The organism is Ensifer sp. LC163 (assembly GCF_001695855.1).
Lineage (GTDB): Bacteria > Pseudomonadota > Alphaproteobacteria > Rhizobiales > Rhizobiaceae > Ensifer.
Genome location: NZ_MBSS01000029.1, coordinates 1 through 18,566, shown reverse-complemented (window position 1 = coordinate 18,566; position 18,566 = coordinate 1). Strand labels below are relative to the sequence as shown.

The following is an 18,566-nucleotide window of genomic DNA, read 5'->3' as shown; positions in this document are numbered from 1 at the left end:
AATCGTGGCCTGCGGGCAGCCGCTACCGGGCCACGAGATCCGGATCGTCGACGAGGCGGGCCACGAACTGGGTGAGCGCAGGGAAGGAAGGCTCGAATTTCGCGGCCCCTCCACCACGAGCGGCTATTTCCGCAATACGACGAAGACCCGTGAACTCTTTCGTGACGGCTGGCTCGACAGCGGGGATCGCGCCTATATGGCGGCAGGGGACGTGTTCGTCACCGGCCGCGTGAAGGACATCATCATCCGCGCCGGCCGCCATCTCTATCCGCAGGAAGTCGAGGAGGCGATCGGAACGATTCCCGGAATCCGCAAGGGCGGTGTCGCGGTGTTCGGCACCACGGATCAGGCCTCTGGCACCGAGCGCATTGTCGTTCTGGCCGAGACGCGCGAGACGGAGCCGGATGCTCGGGCGACGCTGCACGCACGCATACTCGAGGTCGTGACCGATATCGCCGGAACGCCGCCCGACGATATTATTCTGGCGCCGCGGCACGCGGTTCCGAAGACATCGAGCGGCAAGATCCGCCGCAGCGCGGCCAAGGAACTCTACGAGAGCGGGCATATCGGCGCGGCCCGACGCGACGTCTGGCAGCAAGTGCTGCGCCTGGTGCTGGCCGGAGCCTTCGCGCGGGCGAGGCGGGTGGTACGGCTGTCGACCGAGATCCTCTATGCGGGCTGGTGGTGGCTGGTGCTGGGCAGCGCGTTCCTGCTCGGGTGCATCGCCGTGCTGATTCTCCCGCGCCTTGCCTGGCGATGGTCTGCCGTCAGAGGCATTTCCCGCTCGGCTCTCGCCGCGATGGGCGTGCGCCTTACAACCACCGGCATCGGCCGCATCCCGAAGCGGGGCGCGATCCTGGTCTTCAATCATTCCAGCTACACTGACGCCCTCGTCCTTTCAGCGGTGCTCCCGGGCGAGCCTGCTTTCGTCGCCAAGAGGGAACTGACCGGGCGCTTGATAGCAGGTCTGCTCCTGCGGCGCCTAGGGGTTCCGTTCGTCGAGCGCTACGACGTCTTTGGCAGTCTCGCGGATGCAGCGGCGCTGATCGCCCTGGCGCGGCAAGGCCGCATACTGGCCTTCTTCCCGGAGGGTACGTTCACGCGGCGGTGGGTCTTTCAGGCTTCTATCTTGGCGCGTTCAAGGTGGCAGCCGAAGCGGGTCTCACCATCCTGCCTGGCGTCATCCATGGGACGCGAGCGATGCTGCGCGGCGGTCAATGGTTCCCCAGACGCGCGTCGCTGAGCGTCGAAATTACAGAGCCGGTGCAGCCAGAGGGTTCGGATTTCAGTGCCCTGATCAAGGTGCGACATGCGGTGCGCGACATCATGTTGGCTCGCTGCGGGGAACCCGATCTGAAGGAACTGGCAAAGCCCGAGCAGCCGCCCGCCGCTCGCAAACAGAATGACCGGATATCATGCATCTCGCTGTAGATTAAGGCGACAGCGCGTTGTCGAAGTTGGATGTTTTTTGAGGAGCGCGATCACGTTGCGGATCTGGTTGATATCGCCGTGCATAGAGTGGAGCCGGGGTCCGTAGGCTCCGCGCGGTACACCCTGCTGCGCGGCGACCTGCCGGCGACCCTGAGGTTTGCCAGCGGCAACATGGCAAGGGCTTGAGTGGATCGCAGGGATCGTTGGTTGCGGGGGCGTGTTTGCGCAGAGACTTGTAAACTTCCAGAGGTTCCGCACCGCGCCTACCCATGGGGTTCCACTGCCGAGGCCTCTGTTCCCGATGATACATGATGCGACCCTAGCAGCACATTGCGAAAACATCGTCGGATCTGTGCGTCGGTGTTGACGGATGCGATCAGCCGAAATCTGGGCCGCACATAGCTCTATGACCGTCCGGTTCGTGTTAGGCTTGATCTGTCCGGCCCGTCGCTCTTGCAGATCTCGATAGGCTTCGAACGACGACCATCGATTTTGCACGTAGTCGCGCCTGCGCAAGCGTTTGCGGAGGCTTTTGCAATCTTGCAATTTATGAACTCGGCATCGGGCACAGGCTTTCCTGCTCGCCGGCTTTGCCAGCTCTTATCCAGCGGTCGTTTTACGAACTCCGGTAGCGGTTGGAATCCACCGCGGGTGTCATTGCTCATATCCCTTTCTCGCCAACCGGCCTGTAGACGTTCTTTGGCGCTGAACATACGCACCATGTCCCTTGCCGCCAACGAGGGAGCCTTCGACGACGATCGTCCGGCCGCGCACCGTGGTCAGAACGGGCCAGCCCGTCACGCGCATTCCCTCATAAGGCGTATAGTCCGAGCCGTCTTTCAGCAGCGCGTGCGAGATGGTGACTTCACGTTCCGGATCCCAAATGGCGATGTCGGCATCGGCTCCGACCGCAATGGTTCCCTTGCGGGGATAGAGGCCGTAGATCTTGGCGTGATTGGTCGAGGTCAGGGCGACGAAGCGATTGAGATCGATGCGCCCTTTGACGACACCCTCCGAGAAGAGGATCGGCAGACGGGTGGCGATGCCCGGAATGCCATTCGGCACCCATCGGAACGACGTTCGTCCCTTCGCCCGCAACTTGCCTTGCGGATCATTGTAGCGGAACGGCGAGTGATCGGACGAGAAGACCGAGAATGTCCCCGATTGCAGCCCCTCCCAGCAGGCGATCTGGCTTGCCTCGTCGCGCGGCGGTGGCGAACAGACATATTTCGCCCCCTCCATATTGAGCCCGTCCAGGTCATTCTCCGTGAGCACCAGATATTGCGGGCACGTCTCGCCATATACCTTCAGCCCCTTGCTCTGCGCGCGGCGGATTTCCTCCATGGACTCCCGGTTGGAGACATGGACGATCATGACCGGGACATCGACGATCTCGGCGAGCGAGATCGCGCGATGGGTCGCCTCCCGCTCGACCACGATCGGCCGCGACGGCCCATGGTAATAGGGCGCCGTTTTTCCGGCCCGTTCGAGGCGATCGGTCAGGAAGCGGATCGCATCATAGTTCTCGGCATGAACCATCACCAGCGCGCCGGTCGCGCGCGCCACGTCCATGACCTCGAGCATCTCGCGGTCGGAGAGTGCCAATCCCTCGTAGGTCATGAACACCTTGAACGAGGTGTAGCCATCCTCGACCAGTGCCGGCAATTCCTGCCCGAGAACGTTCGGAGTCGGGTCGGTCAATATCAGGTGGAAAGAAACGTCGACGTAGCAATTGCCCTCGGCGAGCGCATGATAGTCGGCGACCGCCTGACGCAGCGACTGGCCCTTCTGCTGCATGACGAACGGCAGCACCGTGGTGTTGCCCCCGAAGGCGGCGGAACGCGTGCCGGTCTCGAAGTCATCGGCCATCACGGTTTCGTCGCCGGTCGGTTGGGCGAGGTGCACGTGGCTGTCGATTCCACCGGGAAGAACGAGCTTGCCGCTCGCATCAATTACCTGCTCCGCTGGGCCCAGGTCGTGGCCAAGTGTGGCGATGACGCCATCGCGGATGCCGATGTCGCAGCGAAAGGTGTCGGCAGCCGTGGCGATGGTTCCGCCACGGATCACGGTGTCGAAGGGTTTCATGCCATTACCTCGCTGTGGATCGCGCCGTTTGGCAGTCTTGTCCGATGTTCGATCCGGTCTGCGAGCGGCCCCTCCATACCAAGGGTCGGCTTCGGTTCGGGACGCCGAAAAGTGCCGGCGATCGCCTTGCGCGGCTTGAGCGCGACGAGGGCCTCCGCTTGTTTTACTGCCGCGGCGATCTGGTCCACGACCGGCACGGGGATACGATCGCGCACCTTGGCGGCAAGGCCGGCGAGTGGCGCACCCGCGAGGATGACGACATCTGCCTCGTCCTCCTCGACGGCACGATTGGCGAGCTCGACGAGCAGTGCCTCCTTCTCTTCCTGGACGCTGGAGATCGAGCCGAACGTGCCGTCGAGCATACGGATGCCGGCGCAGCGATGCTCCAGGCCGTGCATGGCCACGCACTCATGGTACCAGGGCCCAAGCGCACGGGCGAAGGTCACGATCGCGAAGCGGCGGCCGAGCATGCAGGCGCTAAGCATGGCGGCTTCAGCCATTCCGACGACGGGAATGTCGAAGAGTTCGCGCGCACCGAGAAGGCCGGGGTCACCAAAGGCTGCGATAATGGCGGCATCGACATGATCGTGGTGTTCCGCCAGCATTTCGAGCGCGATCGCACCGCCGATCTGGGCCTCGGCCCGGGTCGCGATGTAAGGCACGCCGCGGCTCGCCGTTACGGGCACGAGCGTGGTGCCTGGCGCCGCGACCTGCTGGCCGACCGCAAGCAGGAGATCGGTGACGTCTGCGGAAGTATTTGGATTGAGCAGAAGAATTTTCATGATTTCTACCAGTTGGTTGTTTCAGGCGCCTACGGCGTGGTTGATGTCGCTTTCATCCGCAGCACCCGCTTGCGTCTGCAGCACGTCGCGAACGACGTCGCCGGTCCGCGTCACATGGTGAGCCAGGATCTTTCCAGCCATCTCGCTGTCACGTTCTTCGAGAGCCTTCAGCAACAGGCGGTGTTCCTCGACGGACTCGTCCCAGCGTGCGGGCGATGAGAGAGCGAAAAAGCGAGCGCGCTCGGCGCGCGAAAGAAGCGCCTCGTGCGTGGACTTGAGCGCGTTGTTCTTGGCGCCGGCGACGATGAATGCATGGATTTGCTGATTGAGCTGGAAGTAGTTCTCGAGCTCGCCGGCCTCGTAATGGCGCTCCATGCGATCCTGCAGGGTTCTGAGACGCTGAAGGTCCCGCCTCGTCATGCGTCTCGCCGCGAGCTCGGCTGCGGAGCGCTCGATACAGGCGACAGCTTCGAAGAGATCGGCCAGTTCCTCCGGTCGCAGGGGCGCAACCACGGCTCCGCGATTGAGCCGCAGTTCCACCAGCCCCTCGGTGGCGAGAAGTTTGAGCGCTTCGCGCAATGGCGTGCGCGAGACCCCGAGCGCTTCCGACAGATCCGCCTCCGTCAGTTGCAGCCCCGGCTGGAGCTCGCCAGTCACGATCAGCGCCCGGAGCCGCGTCGCCGCCTCTTCATGCAAGCCGGCACGCGCCACACGCAGGCGGGCCTTGCGTGTCCTTGGCAGTTTCAGCGTCCTGGTTTCACGCGTCATCGATGAAGTCCCTGTTTCCGGCGGCTGTGGCATGCATGTTAGGCATTTTCGAACGCGCGAAACAGTGAGCCCCAGCCTCGAAGGCGTGTGGTATCCACACCGGCAAGGGAAAGGCTTTTCCAGATGGTCGTCGCAATCGAGTCAAAGACCGGAATGCCGAGCTCCCGCTCCAGCGACGTAACGGAAGGCGCCGCGCGCATATTGGTGCAAACGATCGCCACGGCATCGCAGCCTTGGCGCGCGACTGCGCGCACCATTTCCCGTATCTCCGCGTCAGTGACCTTGGCGAAGGAGAAATTGTCCTGCAGGCCGCAGTGCCGTTCCGCGTGGCAGTCGAAACCGGACGCGCCCCAATTCGCCGCAATCCTCGCCTGTACGTCGTCGATGTAAGGTGTCACGAGGCCAATCTTCTCGACGCCTCTCGTCTGGAAAATTTCTCTGAAGGCAAGGACTGACGTACAGGCGGCGATGCCCGTCGCCTCGGTGATACGCTCGCAGAGCCGTTCGTCGCGGTCGAAACCGAGCCAGCTTGCCGATGTTCCGTTCCAGGCGATCACGTCCACCTTGGCGTGGGCGAGCAGTTCGGCCGCTCGCAGGATTTCGCTGTCGTCGAACTGGCCAAGCGCCTGTGCGGACAGCGCGATCTCGGTCACCTTGAAGCGCGAAAAATGAGCCGTGACTTCGGGTAAACCGGCAAGCATTGCGGTCGTCACGGGTTCCAGCACAGTGTTGGACGACGGGGTCAGCATGCCGAGCCGGATAGTTTGGGTCATCTCACTGGATCCTTGTCTGTTCGTGATGGGAAGCATGGCCCTCCCGGTGGGAGGGCCATGCCGTGCTGCCTTAAACCGGCAGCTTGCGGCTGTAGTCGATCGCAGTCGAGCAGGCGAAGAGAGCGACACCAGCAGCTGCAAAGAACATCATCGCGAGGAAATAGGACCCCGTGATTTGCACGATGAAGCCAACGATGATCGGGACGCTGATGCCGGCGATGTTGCCACCGAGATTCATGCAACCGCCGAGGAACCCGGCACGGTCACGGGTCGCCAGGATCGACGGGATTGCCCAGTACATGCCGCACCAGCGCAGGAAGAACAGCGTGATGGACAGGAGAGCAACGACCGCGATCGCATTGCTGACGAAGGCGACGGAGAAGATCGAAACGGTTGCGACCACGGCGGCAATACCGAAAAGCGTCCTGAAGACGAGGTTTGGCGAACCGCCGCGCGCACGCCAGGTATCGGCAATCCAGCCGCCGGCGATTTCGCCGACGAAGCCGGAAAAGAAGATCACGAAGGTCGCGCCGCCCAGCGCCTTGATGTCGAGGCCGTGCACCTTGAACAGGTAGTTCGGCAACCAGGTGAGAAGACCGTAGAACACGGCGTTGAAGAACATCCAACCGCAGCACATGAACCATACCGAGCGGTGCTTGAAGTAGGCAGCACGACCCTGGCCGGTCGAATGCGGCGACGCGGCGTCTTCAGCGGCGTGGGCCTCCTCGATGTAGCGGGCCTCGGCCTCATTGACCGAGGGATGTTCGCGCGGCGAGTTGCGGATGTACCACCACGCCCACAGGCCGCAGACCATCGTGCCGGCGCCTGCGACGACGAAAGCCATGCGCCAGGAGTCGAAAACAGCGATAAGCCACGCGATCACGACCGCGCCCAGCGCCGCACCCAGCGGCGCACCGCCATCGAGCAGGGTCGCGCCGCGCCCACGCTCGTTCTGGGTCATCCACATCGCATTGAGCTTGCCGCCGGCCGGATAGATCGGAGCCTCCGCGGCGCCGAGACCGAGGCGGGTCAAAACCAGGACGAACCAGCTCGGAGCCATTGCCGCAATGGCCTGGAAGAAGCCCCAGCCGACCGTTGCCGCCGCAATGACGGCGCGCGGCTTGAAGCGATCGGCCAGCATTCCGCCGGGAACCTGCATGAACGCATAGGTCCAGAAGAACGAGCTCAGGATCAGCCCCTGCGTTGCAGGATCGAGATTGAACTCCTTGGCGATAATCGGCATCGCAACGGAAAGCGACGCGCGATCGATGTAGTTGATGGAAATAAGAAACAGCATCAACAGAAAGATATTCCATCGAACGCTGCTGCGTTTGCCTCCGATTTCACCGGCGGCCGTTGTGACAGTCATGCTCAAGTCCTCCCTTGGCCCGTTGAGATTGCGACGCCGCTCCTCTCCAGCATCGCAATTCAAGCAGAAGCTAAACCGAGGCGGCCGGCTCAGCAACGAAATTTTGCATTCTGCATGCAATATATATCTAACACATTGATATTACATGTATATTAATGAACATATTTTCGCGAAAATGCTCTAGTTCGCTAGATTTATCCGGCGCCAGCGCGATTGCCGAAATAATTCGATTTGGATTGCGGGCAAAAACACGAACAGCCGCTACTGCCTCGTCGTAGCGGCTGTCGAGGATGCGGCGGAACTCTGCGCGCACGGGAACCGCAGAGCGCCAAGCGTCTAGATGGATGGCCAAAGGAGGCTCTGGTGCTTTGATATTAAGGCGTCTCCGCTGAGAGCAGAATGCTCTGCAGAGTCGCGCGAAAGAGGAAACGTATTGTGCCCCCCTGATTAGGTGAAACGCAATGAAGTGCTTCCAATTCCAATGAAATCCGCCGTCACCGCGGCGCCCGGTTCCACAAAAACCATTCCGGCGTAGGAGCCAGTCGTCACCAGTGAGCCGGCCCTGATGCCGCCGCGGCTTCGCACGCAATGGTCTACGAGCCATAGCAAAAGCCAGCGTGGATCACCGGCGGGATTGCCGCCGCGCTGATCGGCTTTCACGACGCCGTTGATCGTCAGGCGCACATGGGCGTCGGCGAGCCCCTCGCCGTCCCAGGCGATTCCCGCGGGATCGTAGACGAAGCCGCCGTTGCTCTGATTGTCGGCAAGTTTCCAGAGTGGATCGGCAGTTTCCCAATCCAACAGCCTTGTATCGACGATCTCTATTGCCGCGTGGATGGAGGCGACGGCGGCGTAGACCTCACTTTCGCTCAAAGGCTCGCTGCGCGGCGCAATATCGCGACCAATACGGAAAGCGATCTCGGGCTCGACACAGTAGATGTTCAGATCTGAGGACGGCCATTCGGTCGGCCCCGCCTTCATGGCACTCGCGAGCAGGGGAGCTGCATTCGGCGTGGCATCTGGTGACTTTGCGCCCACCTTCCAGCCGCCAACCGGCCCGAGGTGGTGCGCGACGGCGTCTTGTACTAGGTAGGCCGCGTCGGCGTCGCGGGGGCCGGGCGAGAGAACCCGCGCCAGTTTTCTTGCTCTCCTGCTTTCGATCAGCAGCGAGGCTGCCTCTTGGATATTGAAGGTCATGATGGTCTCCTGAACTCGAAAATGACTGTCAGCCGATCGGGGGCCAGCGATCGACCCACGGATGGGCGCGTTCGTATTGCGCCGCGACACGAAGCAATTCCTCGTCATCGCCGAAGCGGCCAACGAGCTGGAAGCCGATCGGCAGACCGGAATGCGCCGGCGCACATGGAATGCTCGCACCCGGCAGACCGCCAGCATTGGCGAAGGCGGTGAAGACGGCGTGCCCTCGGGGACCGACCGGCGTGCCGTCGATCCTGTCGGGATGGATTGTCTCCGCGGGCCAGGGAAGAGCTGCGGCGCTCGGCGTCATGATCAGGTCATAGGATTGGAAGAAATCCGCCAAGATCGAGCGCATACCGGCAACGGCATGCAGCGCGCCGACATAGTCGGCCGCTGTCAGCCCCGCGCCATTCTCGGCCATTTGCCGAAGCGGCGGCGAGATCTGCGACAAGTCCCTGCCGTGCATCAGCCAGGCAAGCCCCGCCGGCCCGACGATGGACCAGATTCGATCCAGCGCCTCCAGATCGACGGGCACCGATCCTTGCTCGACCACATGCCCGAGCGCCTGGAGATTGGTGGCGGCCGCCGCAACGCTCGCCGCAATCTCCGGATCGACAGGTGAACCGCCGAAGCGCGGCACGAAAAGAATGCGCAGTCTTCTCGGATCACGAGCAGTATCAGCTTCGGCCCGCGCGAAAGCCATCGATGCACGGTCGCGCGCATCGCCGCCGCTCATGGCGCAAAACACCAGCGCAGCATCCGCTACAGTGCGCGCGATCGGCCCGATCGCCTCGAAGTCGTTGAGGATTACCGGCAAGCCGTGGGCGCGTGCCACCCGGCCCGGCGACGGCTTGAAGCCGAGCAGCCCGGTGTGAGAGGCCGGCCGGCGGATCGAACCGCCACCGTCCGTCGCGATCGCGACCGGCCCAAGACCTGCGGCGACCGCAGCGACCGCGCCGCCGCTCGAACCGCCTGGGGTCAACCGCACGTCCCAGGGGTTTCTGGTCGGCCCGAACAGCGGGTTGTCCGTGTAGCCTTGAAGCGTGAATTCGGGCACATTCGTCTTGCCGAGGATCACCATGCCCTCGGCCCGCAGCCTCGCGACCGGAAGCTCGTCTTCGTCAGGAACATGGCCGGCGAACAGCCGGCTGCCCCAGGTTGTCCGCATCCCCCTGACGGGAATATTGTCCTTAACGGTGAGCGGCACGCCGTCGAGCGGGCCGTACGCCTCTCGGTCGCGCCAACGGCGTTCGCTTTCGGCGGCCGCCCGCAGCGCACCCTCACGATCAAGCGTCACAATCGCATTGAGACGCGGGTTGACGTCCTCGATCCGATCGAGGACGGCGTTGACGATTTCAACCGGCGAAATTTCGCGGACTGCATACGCCCGCGAAAGAGTTCCGGCTCCAAGTGACCACAAGGCAGCAGGTGTCGGCATCAGTTCATGTTCCTCGGCAGCCACAGGACAAGCTCCGGCGCAAACCACAGGAGCACGGTAAAGCCGAGCATGATCGCCACGTATGGCCAGACTCCGGCGATGACATCATTGATCGAACCGCCATCCTTGCGGATGCTTTGCACGACGTAGAGATTCATGCCGACCGGTGGGGTGATCATCGCAATCTCGCTCATCAGAACGATGAAGATGCCGAACCAGATCGGGTCCACACCAAGATGAGTGACGATCGGGTAAGCGATCGGGATGGTGGTTACCTGCATCGACAGTACCTCCAGGAAGCAGCCGAGGATCAGGTAGAACACGATCAGGATCAGGATGAACTCCGTTGGCCCGACCCCGAGCGAGGAAACGAACTTGGTCAGCTCCTGCGGAATGTTGAGGAAGTTGAGGGTTACGTTGAGGATGAACGAGCCGCAGATGATCAGAATGATCATGCCGGTGATTGCCGCGGTGTTGCGGAAGCACTGATGCAGCGACGAAAGATCGAAGTGCCCGACCGTGAGCGCGAAGCCGATGGCGATGACGACGCCGAGCGAAGCCGCTTCCGTCGGAGTGGCCCAACCGAGATAAAGGCTGCCCATCACAACGCCAAATATAACGAAGGGCGGCACGAGGTGACGGGAGAGATTGAGCTTTTCACTGAATGACAGCTGCGCTTCGACGAGACCTGCCCCTCTCCAGTTCGAATAGGCGATGTAGCTCATGAAGATGAGGGTGAGCAGGATACCCGGGATGACGCCAGCGATGAATAGCTTGCCGATCGAGTTGTTGGTGATCGAGCCATAGACGAGCATCGCGACGCTCGGCGGAATGAGGATGCCAAGCGTGCCGCCAGCGGCAAGCGACCCGAGCGCCTGGCGCTTGTCGTAGCCACGCTCGTGCAGTGCAGGCAGTGCGACTGTGCCGATTGTCGCAGCAGTCGCCACCGACGAACCACATGTTGCCGCAAAAAGAGCGCAGGACGCCATGTTGGAATGGAGCAACCCGCCGGGCAGTCGACCCAACCACGCCGACAGCGAGACAAACATCCGGTCGGCAAGACCGCTGCGGAGCAGGATTTCGCCAAGCAGGATAAACAGCGGGATGGCGGTCAGCAGATTTTCGTTCTGAACACTCCAGATCACGCTGCCCATGGATTCGATCATGGGCAGGCCGACGATCGCTAGACCGCCAACAACGCCTGCGCCGGCCATGACGACCGCAACGGGCACGCCCAGCAAAAGGACGCCTAGAGCAACAAGAAAGGCTATGGATATCGTTGTGATGCTCATCAGATTCTCCTACGTCGCTCAGCGGCGGTCCAGGTCCTGCAGTTCATCTTTGATCTCTTCGACGGTTTCACGCGGGCCGTAGGTTCGGTTGAGAACGCTCGCCTTACCCGTCAGCAGCAGTGCGGTAGCGTGAAGGGCCATGGCGACCGCAACGACGGCAAAGACCACGAGCGATGCGTACCAGACGCCCTGTGGGTAGATCAGAGGGGTTGCCCATGGCGTCGGTGCGGTACTTTGATAGGTCAGCGTGTCGAGGAGAATGGTCAGGCACACCCAGGCGAGCATTACGCCGAAACCTGCGAGGAGAACGATCGAGAGCCAGTTCAACAGCGTCTGCAGGACCTTTGGCAACTTCAGATGAAACAGCTCGATGCGAATATGTGCGCGGTCGACCAGCGCAGTCGTAAAGGCGAGCGAGGAGCCGACGGCAAGCGCATAGCCGCCGAGTTCGTCGACGCCCTGGAGCGAGAAGCCGAAGAGCTTTCGGCCCAGCACCTCGAGCAAGACCAGCACTGCAAGTGCAAGGAAGATATAGCCGGTAATGTTGGCAAACAGCGCCCCAAGTGAGCGCAAAGCGTCGGAGAAATGCGCGGCCTTTGCCGGCGGAGCCGAGCCGAGCGTCGTGGGTTGGGTATGTTGCATGGGATCCTCCATCCTCTCGTTGATGGCAAAAAGGCCTCCCACATGGGAGGCCCTCGCTCATTGCGGTTACTGGAGCCCGATGGTCGGCCCGACCAACTTCTTCCACAACTCGCCGCAGCCGGGATAGGATTTCTCGCACACCTGTGACCATGCCGGGAACGAGACCGTCTGGACGGCGCCCTGCACCGTTTTCAGGTCCTCGTCCGTGACCGGCACTTCGGTCATCGCGAATTTTTTCACGGTCGTGCAGGGTTCCCTGCCGACATTGCAGCGCGAGGCGTCCTCGAAGAGTTCTTTCGAGTAGCCCCAAATATCATCCTCCAACGCCTTGAAAGCCTCGGTCAGCTTTGCCTGCTGCTCAGGCGTAAATTTGTTCCAGCTATCGAGATTGATAGCATAGGCATTGAGAGCAATCTGAAAGCCAAGCGGCATGAAGTGTGTCGCTACCTCGGGCCAACCCGCCGTGTTTGCCGAGCTTGGGCCGGTGATGGCACAGTCGACGACGCCCCGCTGCAGCGATTGCTGCGTCTCACCGAAGGAGATGGTGACGGGAATGCCACCGATCTTTTCGATGAACTGGGCGAGCGACTGGTCGTAGACGCGTACTTTCTTGCCCTGAAGATCGGAAAGCCCATGAATTTCAGCGTTGCAGAAGACCACCTGCGGACCGAACGGCCAGATCGCCAGCAGCTTGCCGTTGAACTGATTCTGCAGTCGCTTGTCGAACTCTTCGCGATAGGCGTCGACGACCTTGCGCGCCGTCTCGTAATTGGCATTGACGCCGACGAGGTCCGCGCCGAGCAGGAACGGTTCATCGCGCGAGGCCTGAGCGATGCGCAGGGTTACGATGTCGAACAGACCGGATTTGAGGACGCGCAGTCCCTCACTGTCCTTGATGCCAATAACGTCCATCGGCTTGTAGTCGACGGTAAGCGGCAGGCCTGTCGTGTCTGCCAAATTTTCGAAGAACGGCTTTTCCTTGTTCTGCTGAATGAGCCCAGTGGCAAGCAGGTTACCGGCAACGCGCAGCGGAATATCCTCGGCACTGGCTGCGCCGGCGAGAAGACTTAACCCGAAAGTAAGAGACAGAAGCTTTCGCATGGTTTTCTCCATTGGTTCCCCTATTGGTGGTTTGTTCAGCGCCGGTTGACCGGCCTTCTTGCGATGACGGGCCGCGTCTATCTATTCTGCGGCGTACGCCACCGATCCCGCATTTCCGTTGAGGTATTTCATCGCCGCCTCGACGCCGCCTGGCCGATGCGGAATGCCACACACAGCCAGACCCATTTCAACGCCGGCAAGCGTGCCCATAACCATCAGGTCATGGAAGTCACCGAGGTGGCCGATCCGGAACACCCGGTCGGCGAGTGGCCCAAGACCATTGCCGAGCGACATGTTCGAGCGCTTCAGGATCTCGGCGCGCAGCCCATCCGCTGAATGTCCTTCCGGAAGGCGCACTGCCGTAAGGGACGAGGAGTATTCTGCCGGGTTCCGGCACTGGATTTCCAGGCCCCAGTGGATGACCGCGCGCCGCGTGGCCTCGGCCGCCCGGTCATGTCGAGCGAAAACGTTGTCCAATCCTTCCTCGTGCAGCATATCCAGCGCGACCTTCAGGCCCTGAAGGAGGTTTGTCGCTGGCGTGTAGGGGAAGTAGCCGGTTTTGTTGGCCGCAAGCATATCTTCCCAGTCCCAGAAGGAGCGCGGAAGGCGCGCCTTCTTCGCCGCCGCCAGAGCCTTTTCCGAGATGGCGTTAAAGGAAAGACCCGGCGGCAGCATCAATCCCTTTTGCGATCCGCCGACGGTTACGTCGACGCCCCATTCCTCGTGACGATAATCGATCGAGGCCAGCGAGGAGATCGTATCGACCAGCAGCAATGCCGGGTGGCGAGCGTTGTCGATGGCGCGCCGGACGGCGGCGATATTGGATGCGGCGCCCGTCGAAGTCTCATTGTGGACGACGCATACCGCCTTGATGGCATGACCCTTGTCCTCCTTCAGGCGTGCCTCGATGAGGCCCGCATCGGCGCCCGAGCGCCAATCCCCTTTGAGGAATTCGGCGTTGATGCCAAGCCGTCCAGCCATCTTGTTCCAGAGCGTGGCGAACCAACCTGTCTCGAACATCAGCACATGGTCGCCGGGCGACAGCGTATTCACCAGCGCCGCCTCCCACGCGCCGGTTCCAGAGGCCGGATAGATGATGACAGGACCGGACGTCTTGAAGACGGAGCGAATCCCGGCCAGCACCGCCTCGCCCAGCTTCTGAAATTCCGGCCCGCGATGATCGATGGTCGGTTTGGCGACGGCCGCCAGCACCGGCAAAGGCGTGTTGGTAGGGCCTGGGATCTGCAAGAAGTGTCGCCCACTATGCGTCATCGTATGAAACTCCTCCCTTGAAATGCCTCAACGTTAGAAAATTTGCATACAATTTATCATCTGGCAACGGCCAACTTGCATTCGATGAAAACTTGCGTAGTTTCGCCCGTCATGGGATGATGCATCGACTAGAACTGGCACAGGCGCAGCGCGTTGCGCCAAACCACTTGATTGCGATCGGCCAATAGATATGAACGATGCAGAAGCATCGGGAGGAAAATGTGGAATATGCACCGCCGCAAGCGGCCACAATTTTGAATGCAAAAATCGACGAAGAAGTTGAAAGCCTGCACGATGGAATTTTGAGCAAGCTGCGCGATTTCATCGTCGAGGGTCATCTTCGCCCGGGCGACCGTGTCCCAGAACGGCAACTCTGCGAGAGTCTCGGCGTTTCCCGCACGCCGCTGCGCGAGGCACTGAAAGTCCTGGCCGCCGAGGGTCTCATCGAACTTTTGCCAAACCGGGGCGCTCGCATTCGCGAGTTCACGCCCGACGACGTGCGCGAGTTCTTCGAGATGCTGGCGGGCATGGAATCAACGGCCGGCCGGCTGGCCTGTGAACGGATAACCGAAGCGGCGATCGGGGAGATCGAGGCGCTACACTATCAGATGTACGGGCATTACATGCGCCGGGAACTGCCCGAATATTTCCGCCTGAACCAACTCATACACGAACGTATCGTCGCCGCTGCGGGAAACCACGCGCTTGAGACCTATTACCATGGACTGACCGCGCGTATGCGCCGGTTGCGCTACTCTGCGAACACGATCAAGCGAGATCGATGGGGCCAGGCCATGCGCGAGCACGAGCAGATATTGGACGCGCTCAGACGCCGGGACGGTCGGGAACTTGCCGAAATCCTCCATGAGCACCTGATCCATAAGTGGAACGCGACCTGCGAACCATTGGGGACCTCGGAAGTGGAATGAACGCAGCCGTTGTCAGGGCAGTCGAAGCCCGCACGGCACACTCTTCCAGCTCCAGAGCGGTGTTGATTTAAGCGCGGCCATCCGGGCAAGGGGAGTCGCGACCTGATAGAGGGCATCCGTCGGAGGGGCACGCATATCTGGCGTCTTCTATTTCGCAATGCAGGAGCGTTCATTTGCGGCAGAACAGCGGACGACGCAGCAAGGGCCAGTTGGGGGACGTGAATGCTCGTGAAGATTTTTCGTAGCCCTGTTGCTACGGCATGGATCGGCTTGTGTTTTGCTGAACCCGCCTTCGCCTCACAGGGTAGCCTGCCCGGCGGTGCAATGTCCCTTTGGTGGGCCTTGCCATTTGCCGGCCTGCTGCTTTCCATCGCAACCGGCCCCCTCCTCTATCCTCACTTCTGGGAACGTCACTACGGCAAGATCACCGTCGGCTGGGCGATGCTGAGCGTGCTGCCGATGTTGCTCTTCCATGGCCCGGTAGTCTCGGCTGAAGCGGTACTGCATGCCCTGCTCGTTGAATACATGTCCTTCATTATATTGCTGTTTGCGCTGTTCACGATAGCCGGCGGCGTCCTGGTGGCCGGGAACATTCACGGCTCACCGCGCAATAATGCAGCGCTGCTTCTGATTGGAGCTGCACTTGCCTCGGTTGTCGGAACCACCGGCGCCTCGATGATCATGATCCGCCCAGTGATACGGGCCAACGACAATCGTCGCTTCAATGCGCATGTCATTGTATTCTTCATCTTTTTGGTGTCGAACATCGGCGGCTCGCTGACCCCGCTCGGCGATCCGCCGCTTTTCGTCGGTTTCCTGCGCGGCGTCGATTTCTTCTGGACCACGACCCATCTCTATCACGAGACCTTCCTCGTGGCGGGCATTGTTCTCATGGTCTTTGTCGCGATGGACTGGATGCTCTACAGGCGAGAGAGACCGCTCGCCAGATTGAAGGACCCGACGCCGGATTCGCGCATACGCATTCGCGGGCGCCTCAACTTCCTGCTGCTTGCCGGCGTCATCGGCGCAATCCTGCTCTCGGCCGCGTGGGACCCACACGTATCGTTCAGCATTCTCAGCGTCGAAGTCGAGTTGCAGAATCTCGTCCGCGATGCCCTCATACTGGCGCTGGGCCTTCTTTCCCTGCTGGTGACAAAAAAGGAATACCGCGCCGCCAACAACTTCTCCTGGGGACCGATCGGTGAAGTCGCCAAGCTCTTTGCCGGCATTTTCGTTTGCATTGTGCCGGTCATCGCCATGCTGCGCGCCGGACCCTATGGCGCGTTCGGCCCACTGGTGTCGTTGGTTACAACGGAATTGGGCGCGCCAAATGATCTCGCCTATTTCTGGCTCACTGGATTGCTTTCTTCATTTCTGGATAACGCGCCGACCTATCTTCTCTTTTTCGAATTGGCCGGCGGAGATCCGCATGTCCTGACAACGACGCTGTCCAGCACCTTGACCGCGCTCTCGACAGGTGCGGTGTTCATGGGGGCGAACACCTATATCGGAAATGCACCCAACTTCATGGTTTACGCCATAGCTCGCGAACGCGGCATCAACATGCCGAACTTCTTCGGCTACATGCTCTGGTCGGGGGCGGTCTTGATTCCGACTTTCCTCGTTGCGAGCTACGTCTTCTTCAGCTAGGCGATCGCCTGGGTTGTGTGAACGGCGCGACGCGCAAGGTTGCAAAACGCCGGTCGGTCAGGCGGCACGCGAGGACAAGAAGCGGCTGGTCGCGGCAACGTTTGAGCCGGGGCCAGTATTTCAGCGATCGCGCGGTCGGCGGGCATCCATCCGAGCCGGCTTTTCCGCTGGCGCAAGGAGTTCTGCCAGATCGCCGCGCCGTCTGTTCCGCAACTCATTCCCGCCGGCGTGTCTATGCGGGCACCGTCAACATCGGTGCCTCCTCCGGGCGTCCCCCCGATCGGACCCGCCTTCGCCAACACAGTCTACAAAGCGCTCGGCAAGCGGATCCGTGTCATGCCTTTCGCCAGATCGATCAATGCCTAGCGCGACCCCGGTTCGCGCGCGATCTGCACGCAAGAATACTGATCAACGACTATCCTCCCAGATCGTCGACGTGAGATTCGAAGTGGTGGAACGAGAGCACACGACGGTCTGGTCGGGTCGCGCGCTGAAGCTTAACTGGTTCAGCGATGGATCGAGATCGGCAGTGTGACGGAAATTCAAACATCTTCGTTTTGCCTGGCAGGGCCTGACCGGGGATGGCCCAGAACGGAGATGTTGCTTCGTGGCTTTGCCGATCAGTTCTCCCTTCTTTCGCGCAGGAGAAAGTTACGTTGAACAGAGAGTCGCCGGTCTATCTCAACGCGCTACGTGCCTTTTGAGGCCAGTGCACGTCATGGCAGCTTTTCCGGCGCGGCCGAAGAGCTGAATGTGACTGCGGCCGCGGTCGGACAAATGGTGCGTGGGCTGGAAGAATGGCTGGGCATGTACCCGTAAGCGAGCCCACCACCGGATCGCCTTTTCTCAACCGTTCCTCTTTGTCCACGGCGCGTCTTATCCGCCAGATCCTTCAGGTACAGAGCTTTCATTGCCCCCCCCGGAAGCCGATCTGCAATAGCGCAGGAGTTTGCGGCAGACGCGATTTCACGCTTTGGTGCGCCATTGGTGCCCAAAGCAGCCGATTTTCCGCATCGCAGTCGGTTGCGGGGTGTCAGCCAACTCGATTTTGCACCTGCGGATCTAAGTAATTGACTTTATTGGGAGGACGGATTGTGGTGCCGATTTTGGCGCTAGACAAAAAAACCGGTAACCTATTGTGCCATCAAGGTTTTTTCGTCTTATGTTGGTTGCGGGGCCCTGATAGCGCGGAGGCTTGTAAAGTCTCGCGCTCACGGCGGCCCAGCGTCGACAATTAGCGCTTACGCCACACGCGGCCATATACAAAATAATCTCGTCGTCCGAAATGGGCCGATTGCAGACCGTTCGGTGCAAGGACACTGAGCGTGAAAGCGGACATATGACCCCTCTGTACAAATTTCCGGATAGGCCCAAACGCGGACGTCACCGTTGATGATAAGACTTTCGCTAGGGCTCGATCTTGGGGCAACCCTGGTTCAGGACGTGGAACTCCCATAACGCCGGCAAAGGCACTGCTGTGCGTGGAGCGGCCGGGGCGAGCAATGGTCCGCGGGCTGACCGCGCGCCGCCGATCTCAATCTCGCATTTGAGAAGGATCATTCGGAACAACGCATGACGTCTGGCTATTGGTTTGATTCGCGCGAGCATCTTAGCTGCGGTCGGGACCGCCCTTTCCTTAGTCGGGGCAGGATTTGAACCTGCGGCCTTCAGGTTATGAGCCTGACGAGCTACCGGGCTGCTCCACCCCGCGCCATCTCGGTAAACCGCGTGAGCGGTTTATCCGGTCAGCGCAAATCCTTGGGATTTGCGGTCTGTGCCGAGCAAATTGCTGAAGCAATTTGTCTCGTGTAAGGGACGCACTGTTTTTTCAGTCTAT

The 18,566-nt window shown here is 61.0% G+C and carries 15 protein-coding genes, 1 tRNA gene and 1 pseudogene; 5 read left to right on the top strand and 12 right to left on the bottom strand.

Going from position 1 to position 18,566, the window contains the following annotated elements; translation table 11 throughout:
- The first annotated feature begins 4 nt into the window (after window positions 1–4).
- Entirely contained in the window at window positions 5–1,243 is a 1,239-nt protein-coding gene (locus BC360_RS32990; RefSeq protein WP_274533945.1) for a 1-acyl-sn-glycerol-3-phosphate acyltransferase, read from the top strand.
- 842 nt (window positions 1,244–2,085) lie between these two features.
- Here BC360_RS32990 and hydA read toward each other — a convergent pair.
- The 11 genes from hydA to BC360_RS21735 form a co-directional block, all read right to left on the bottom strand.
- Window positions 2,086–3,516, bottom strand: coding sequence for a dihydropyrimidinase (gene hydA / locus BC360_RS21785; protein WP_065796896.1), 1,431 nt, complete (start codon window positions 3,514–3,516; stop codon window positions 2,086–2,088).
- Complete coding sequence (locus tag BC360_RS21780) at window positions 3,513–4,298, bottom strand: aspartate/glutamate racemase family protein (RefSeq protein WP_065796895.1); 786 nt, start codon at window positions 4,296–4,298, stop codon at window positions 3,513–3,515. Before BC360_RS21780 ends, hydA begins: the two co-directional genes overlap by 4 nt.
- Window positions 4,299–4,319: 21 nt before the next feature.
- The gene (locus tag BC360_RS21775; protein ID WP_083222679.1) at window positions 4,320–5,066 is read right to left on the bottom strand and encodes a GntR family transcriptional regulator; all 747 of its coding nucleotides are present in this window, start codon (window positions 5,064–5,066) and stop codon (window positions 4,320–4,322) included.
- Window positions 5,067–5,104: 38 nt separating this feature from the next.
- The gene (locus tag BC360_RS21770) at window positions 5,105–5,839 is read right to left on the bottom strand and encodes an aspartate/glutamate racemase family protein (RefSeq protein ID WP_065785951.1); all 735 of its coding nucleotides are present in this window, start codon (window positions 5,837–5,839) and stop codon (window positions 5,105–5,107) included.
- A gap of 70 nt (window positions 5,840–5,909) precedes the next feature.
- Window positions 5,910–7,208 carry an MFS transporter gene (locus BC360_RS21765; protein ID WP_065785950.1) on the bottom strand — a complete coding sequence of 433 codons (1,299 nt, stop codon included), beginning with the start codon at window positions 7,206–7,208 and terminating at the stop codon, window positions 5,910–5,912.
- 447 nt (window positions 7,209–7,655) lie between these two features.
- Window positions 7,656–8,405, bottom strand: coding sequence for a 2-keto-4-pentenoate hydratase (locus tag BC360_RS21760; protein ID WP_065796894.1), 750 nt, complete (start codon window positions 8,403–8,405; stop codon window positions 7,656–7,658).
- Window positions 8,406–8,433: 28 nt separating this feature from the next.
- Window positions 8,434–9,843, bottom strand: a complete 1,410-nt coding sequence (locus BC360_RS21755; protein ID WP_065796893.1) for an amidase — start codon at window positions 9,841–9,843, stop codon at window positions 8,434–8,436.
- Window positions 9,843–11,135, bottom strand: a complete 1,293-nt coding sequence (locus BC360_RS21750; RefSeq protein WP_065796892.1) for a TRAP transporter large permease — start codon at window positions 11,133–11,135, stop codon at window positions 9,843–9,845. The genes BC360_RS21755 and BC360_RS21750 overlap by 1 nt, the downstream gene beginning before the upstream one ends.
- An 18-nt stretch (window positions 11,136–11,153) precedes the next feature.
- Complete coding sequence (locus BC360_RS21745) at window positions 11,154–11,777, bottom strand: TRAP transporter small permease subunit (protein ID WP_083222677.1); 624 nt, start codon at window positions 11,775–11,777, stop codon at window positions 11,154–11,156.
- Between the two features lie 66 nt (window positions 11,778–11,843).
- The gene (locus BC360_RS21740; protein ID WP_208858210.1) at window positions 11,844–12,878 is read right to left on the bottom strand and encodes a TRAP transporter substrate-binding protein; all 1,035 of its coding nucleotides are present in this window, start codon (window positions 12,876–12,878) and stop codon (window positions 11,844–11,846) included.
- Between the two features lie 81 nt (window positions 12,879–12,959).
- A complete protein-coding gene (locus BC360_RS21735; protein ID WP_065796890.1) occupies window positions 12,960–14,150 on the bottom strand; it encodes a pyridoxal-phosphate-dependent aminotransferase family protein in 1,191 nt (396 codons plus the stop codon).
- Between the two features lie 197 nt (window positions 14,151–14,347).
- Here BC360_RS21735 and BC360_RS21730 point away from each other — a divergent pair, with 197 nt between their 5' ends.
- The 4 genes and pseudogenes from BC360_RS21730 to BC360_RS30985 all read left to right on the top strand — a co-directional run.
- Window positions 14,348–15,079: a GntR family transcriptional regulator gene (locus BC360_RS21730; RefSeq protein WP_065796889.1), complete on the top strand. Its 732-nt coding sequence runs from the start codon at window positions 14,348–14,350 to the stop codon at window positions 15,077–15,079.
- A 222-nt stretch (window positions 15,080–15,301) separates the two neighbouring features.
- Complete coding sequence (locus tag BC360_RS21725) at window positions 15,302–16,729, top strand: sodium:proton antiporter (RefSeq protein ID WP_065796888.1); 1,428 nt, start codon at window positions 15,302–15,304, stop codon at window positions 16,727–16,729.
- Window positions 16,730–16,846: 117 nt separating this feature from the next.
- Entirely contained in the window at window positions 16,847–17,095 is a 249-nt protein-coding gene (locus BC360_RS33190; RefSeq protein ID WP_413813763.1) for a hypothetical protein, read from the top strand.
- A 290-nt stretch (window positions 17,096–17,385) separates the two neighbouring features.
- A pseudogene (locus BC360_RS30985) lies at window positions 17,386–17,536 on the top strand (LysR family transcriptional regulator); the annotation flags it as partial.
- Between the two features lie 833 nt (window positions 17,537–18,369).
- Here the strand turns inward: BC360_RS30985 and BC360_RS21720 are convergent.
- Window positions 18,370–18,437, bottom strand: a tRNA-Met gene (locus tag BC360_RS21720).
- Window positions 18,438–18,566 lie beyond the last annotated feature (129 nt).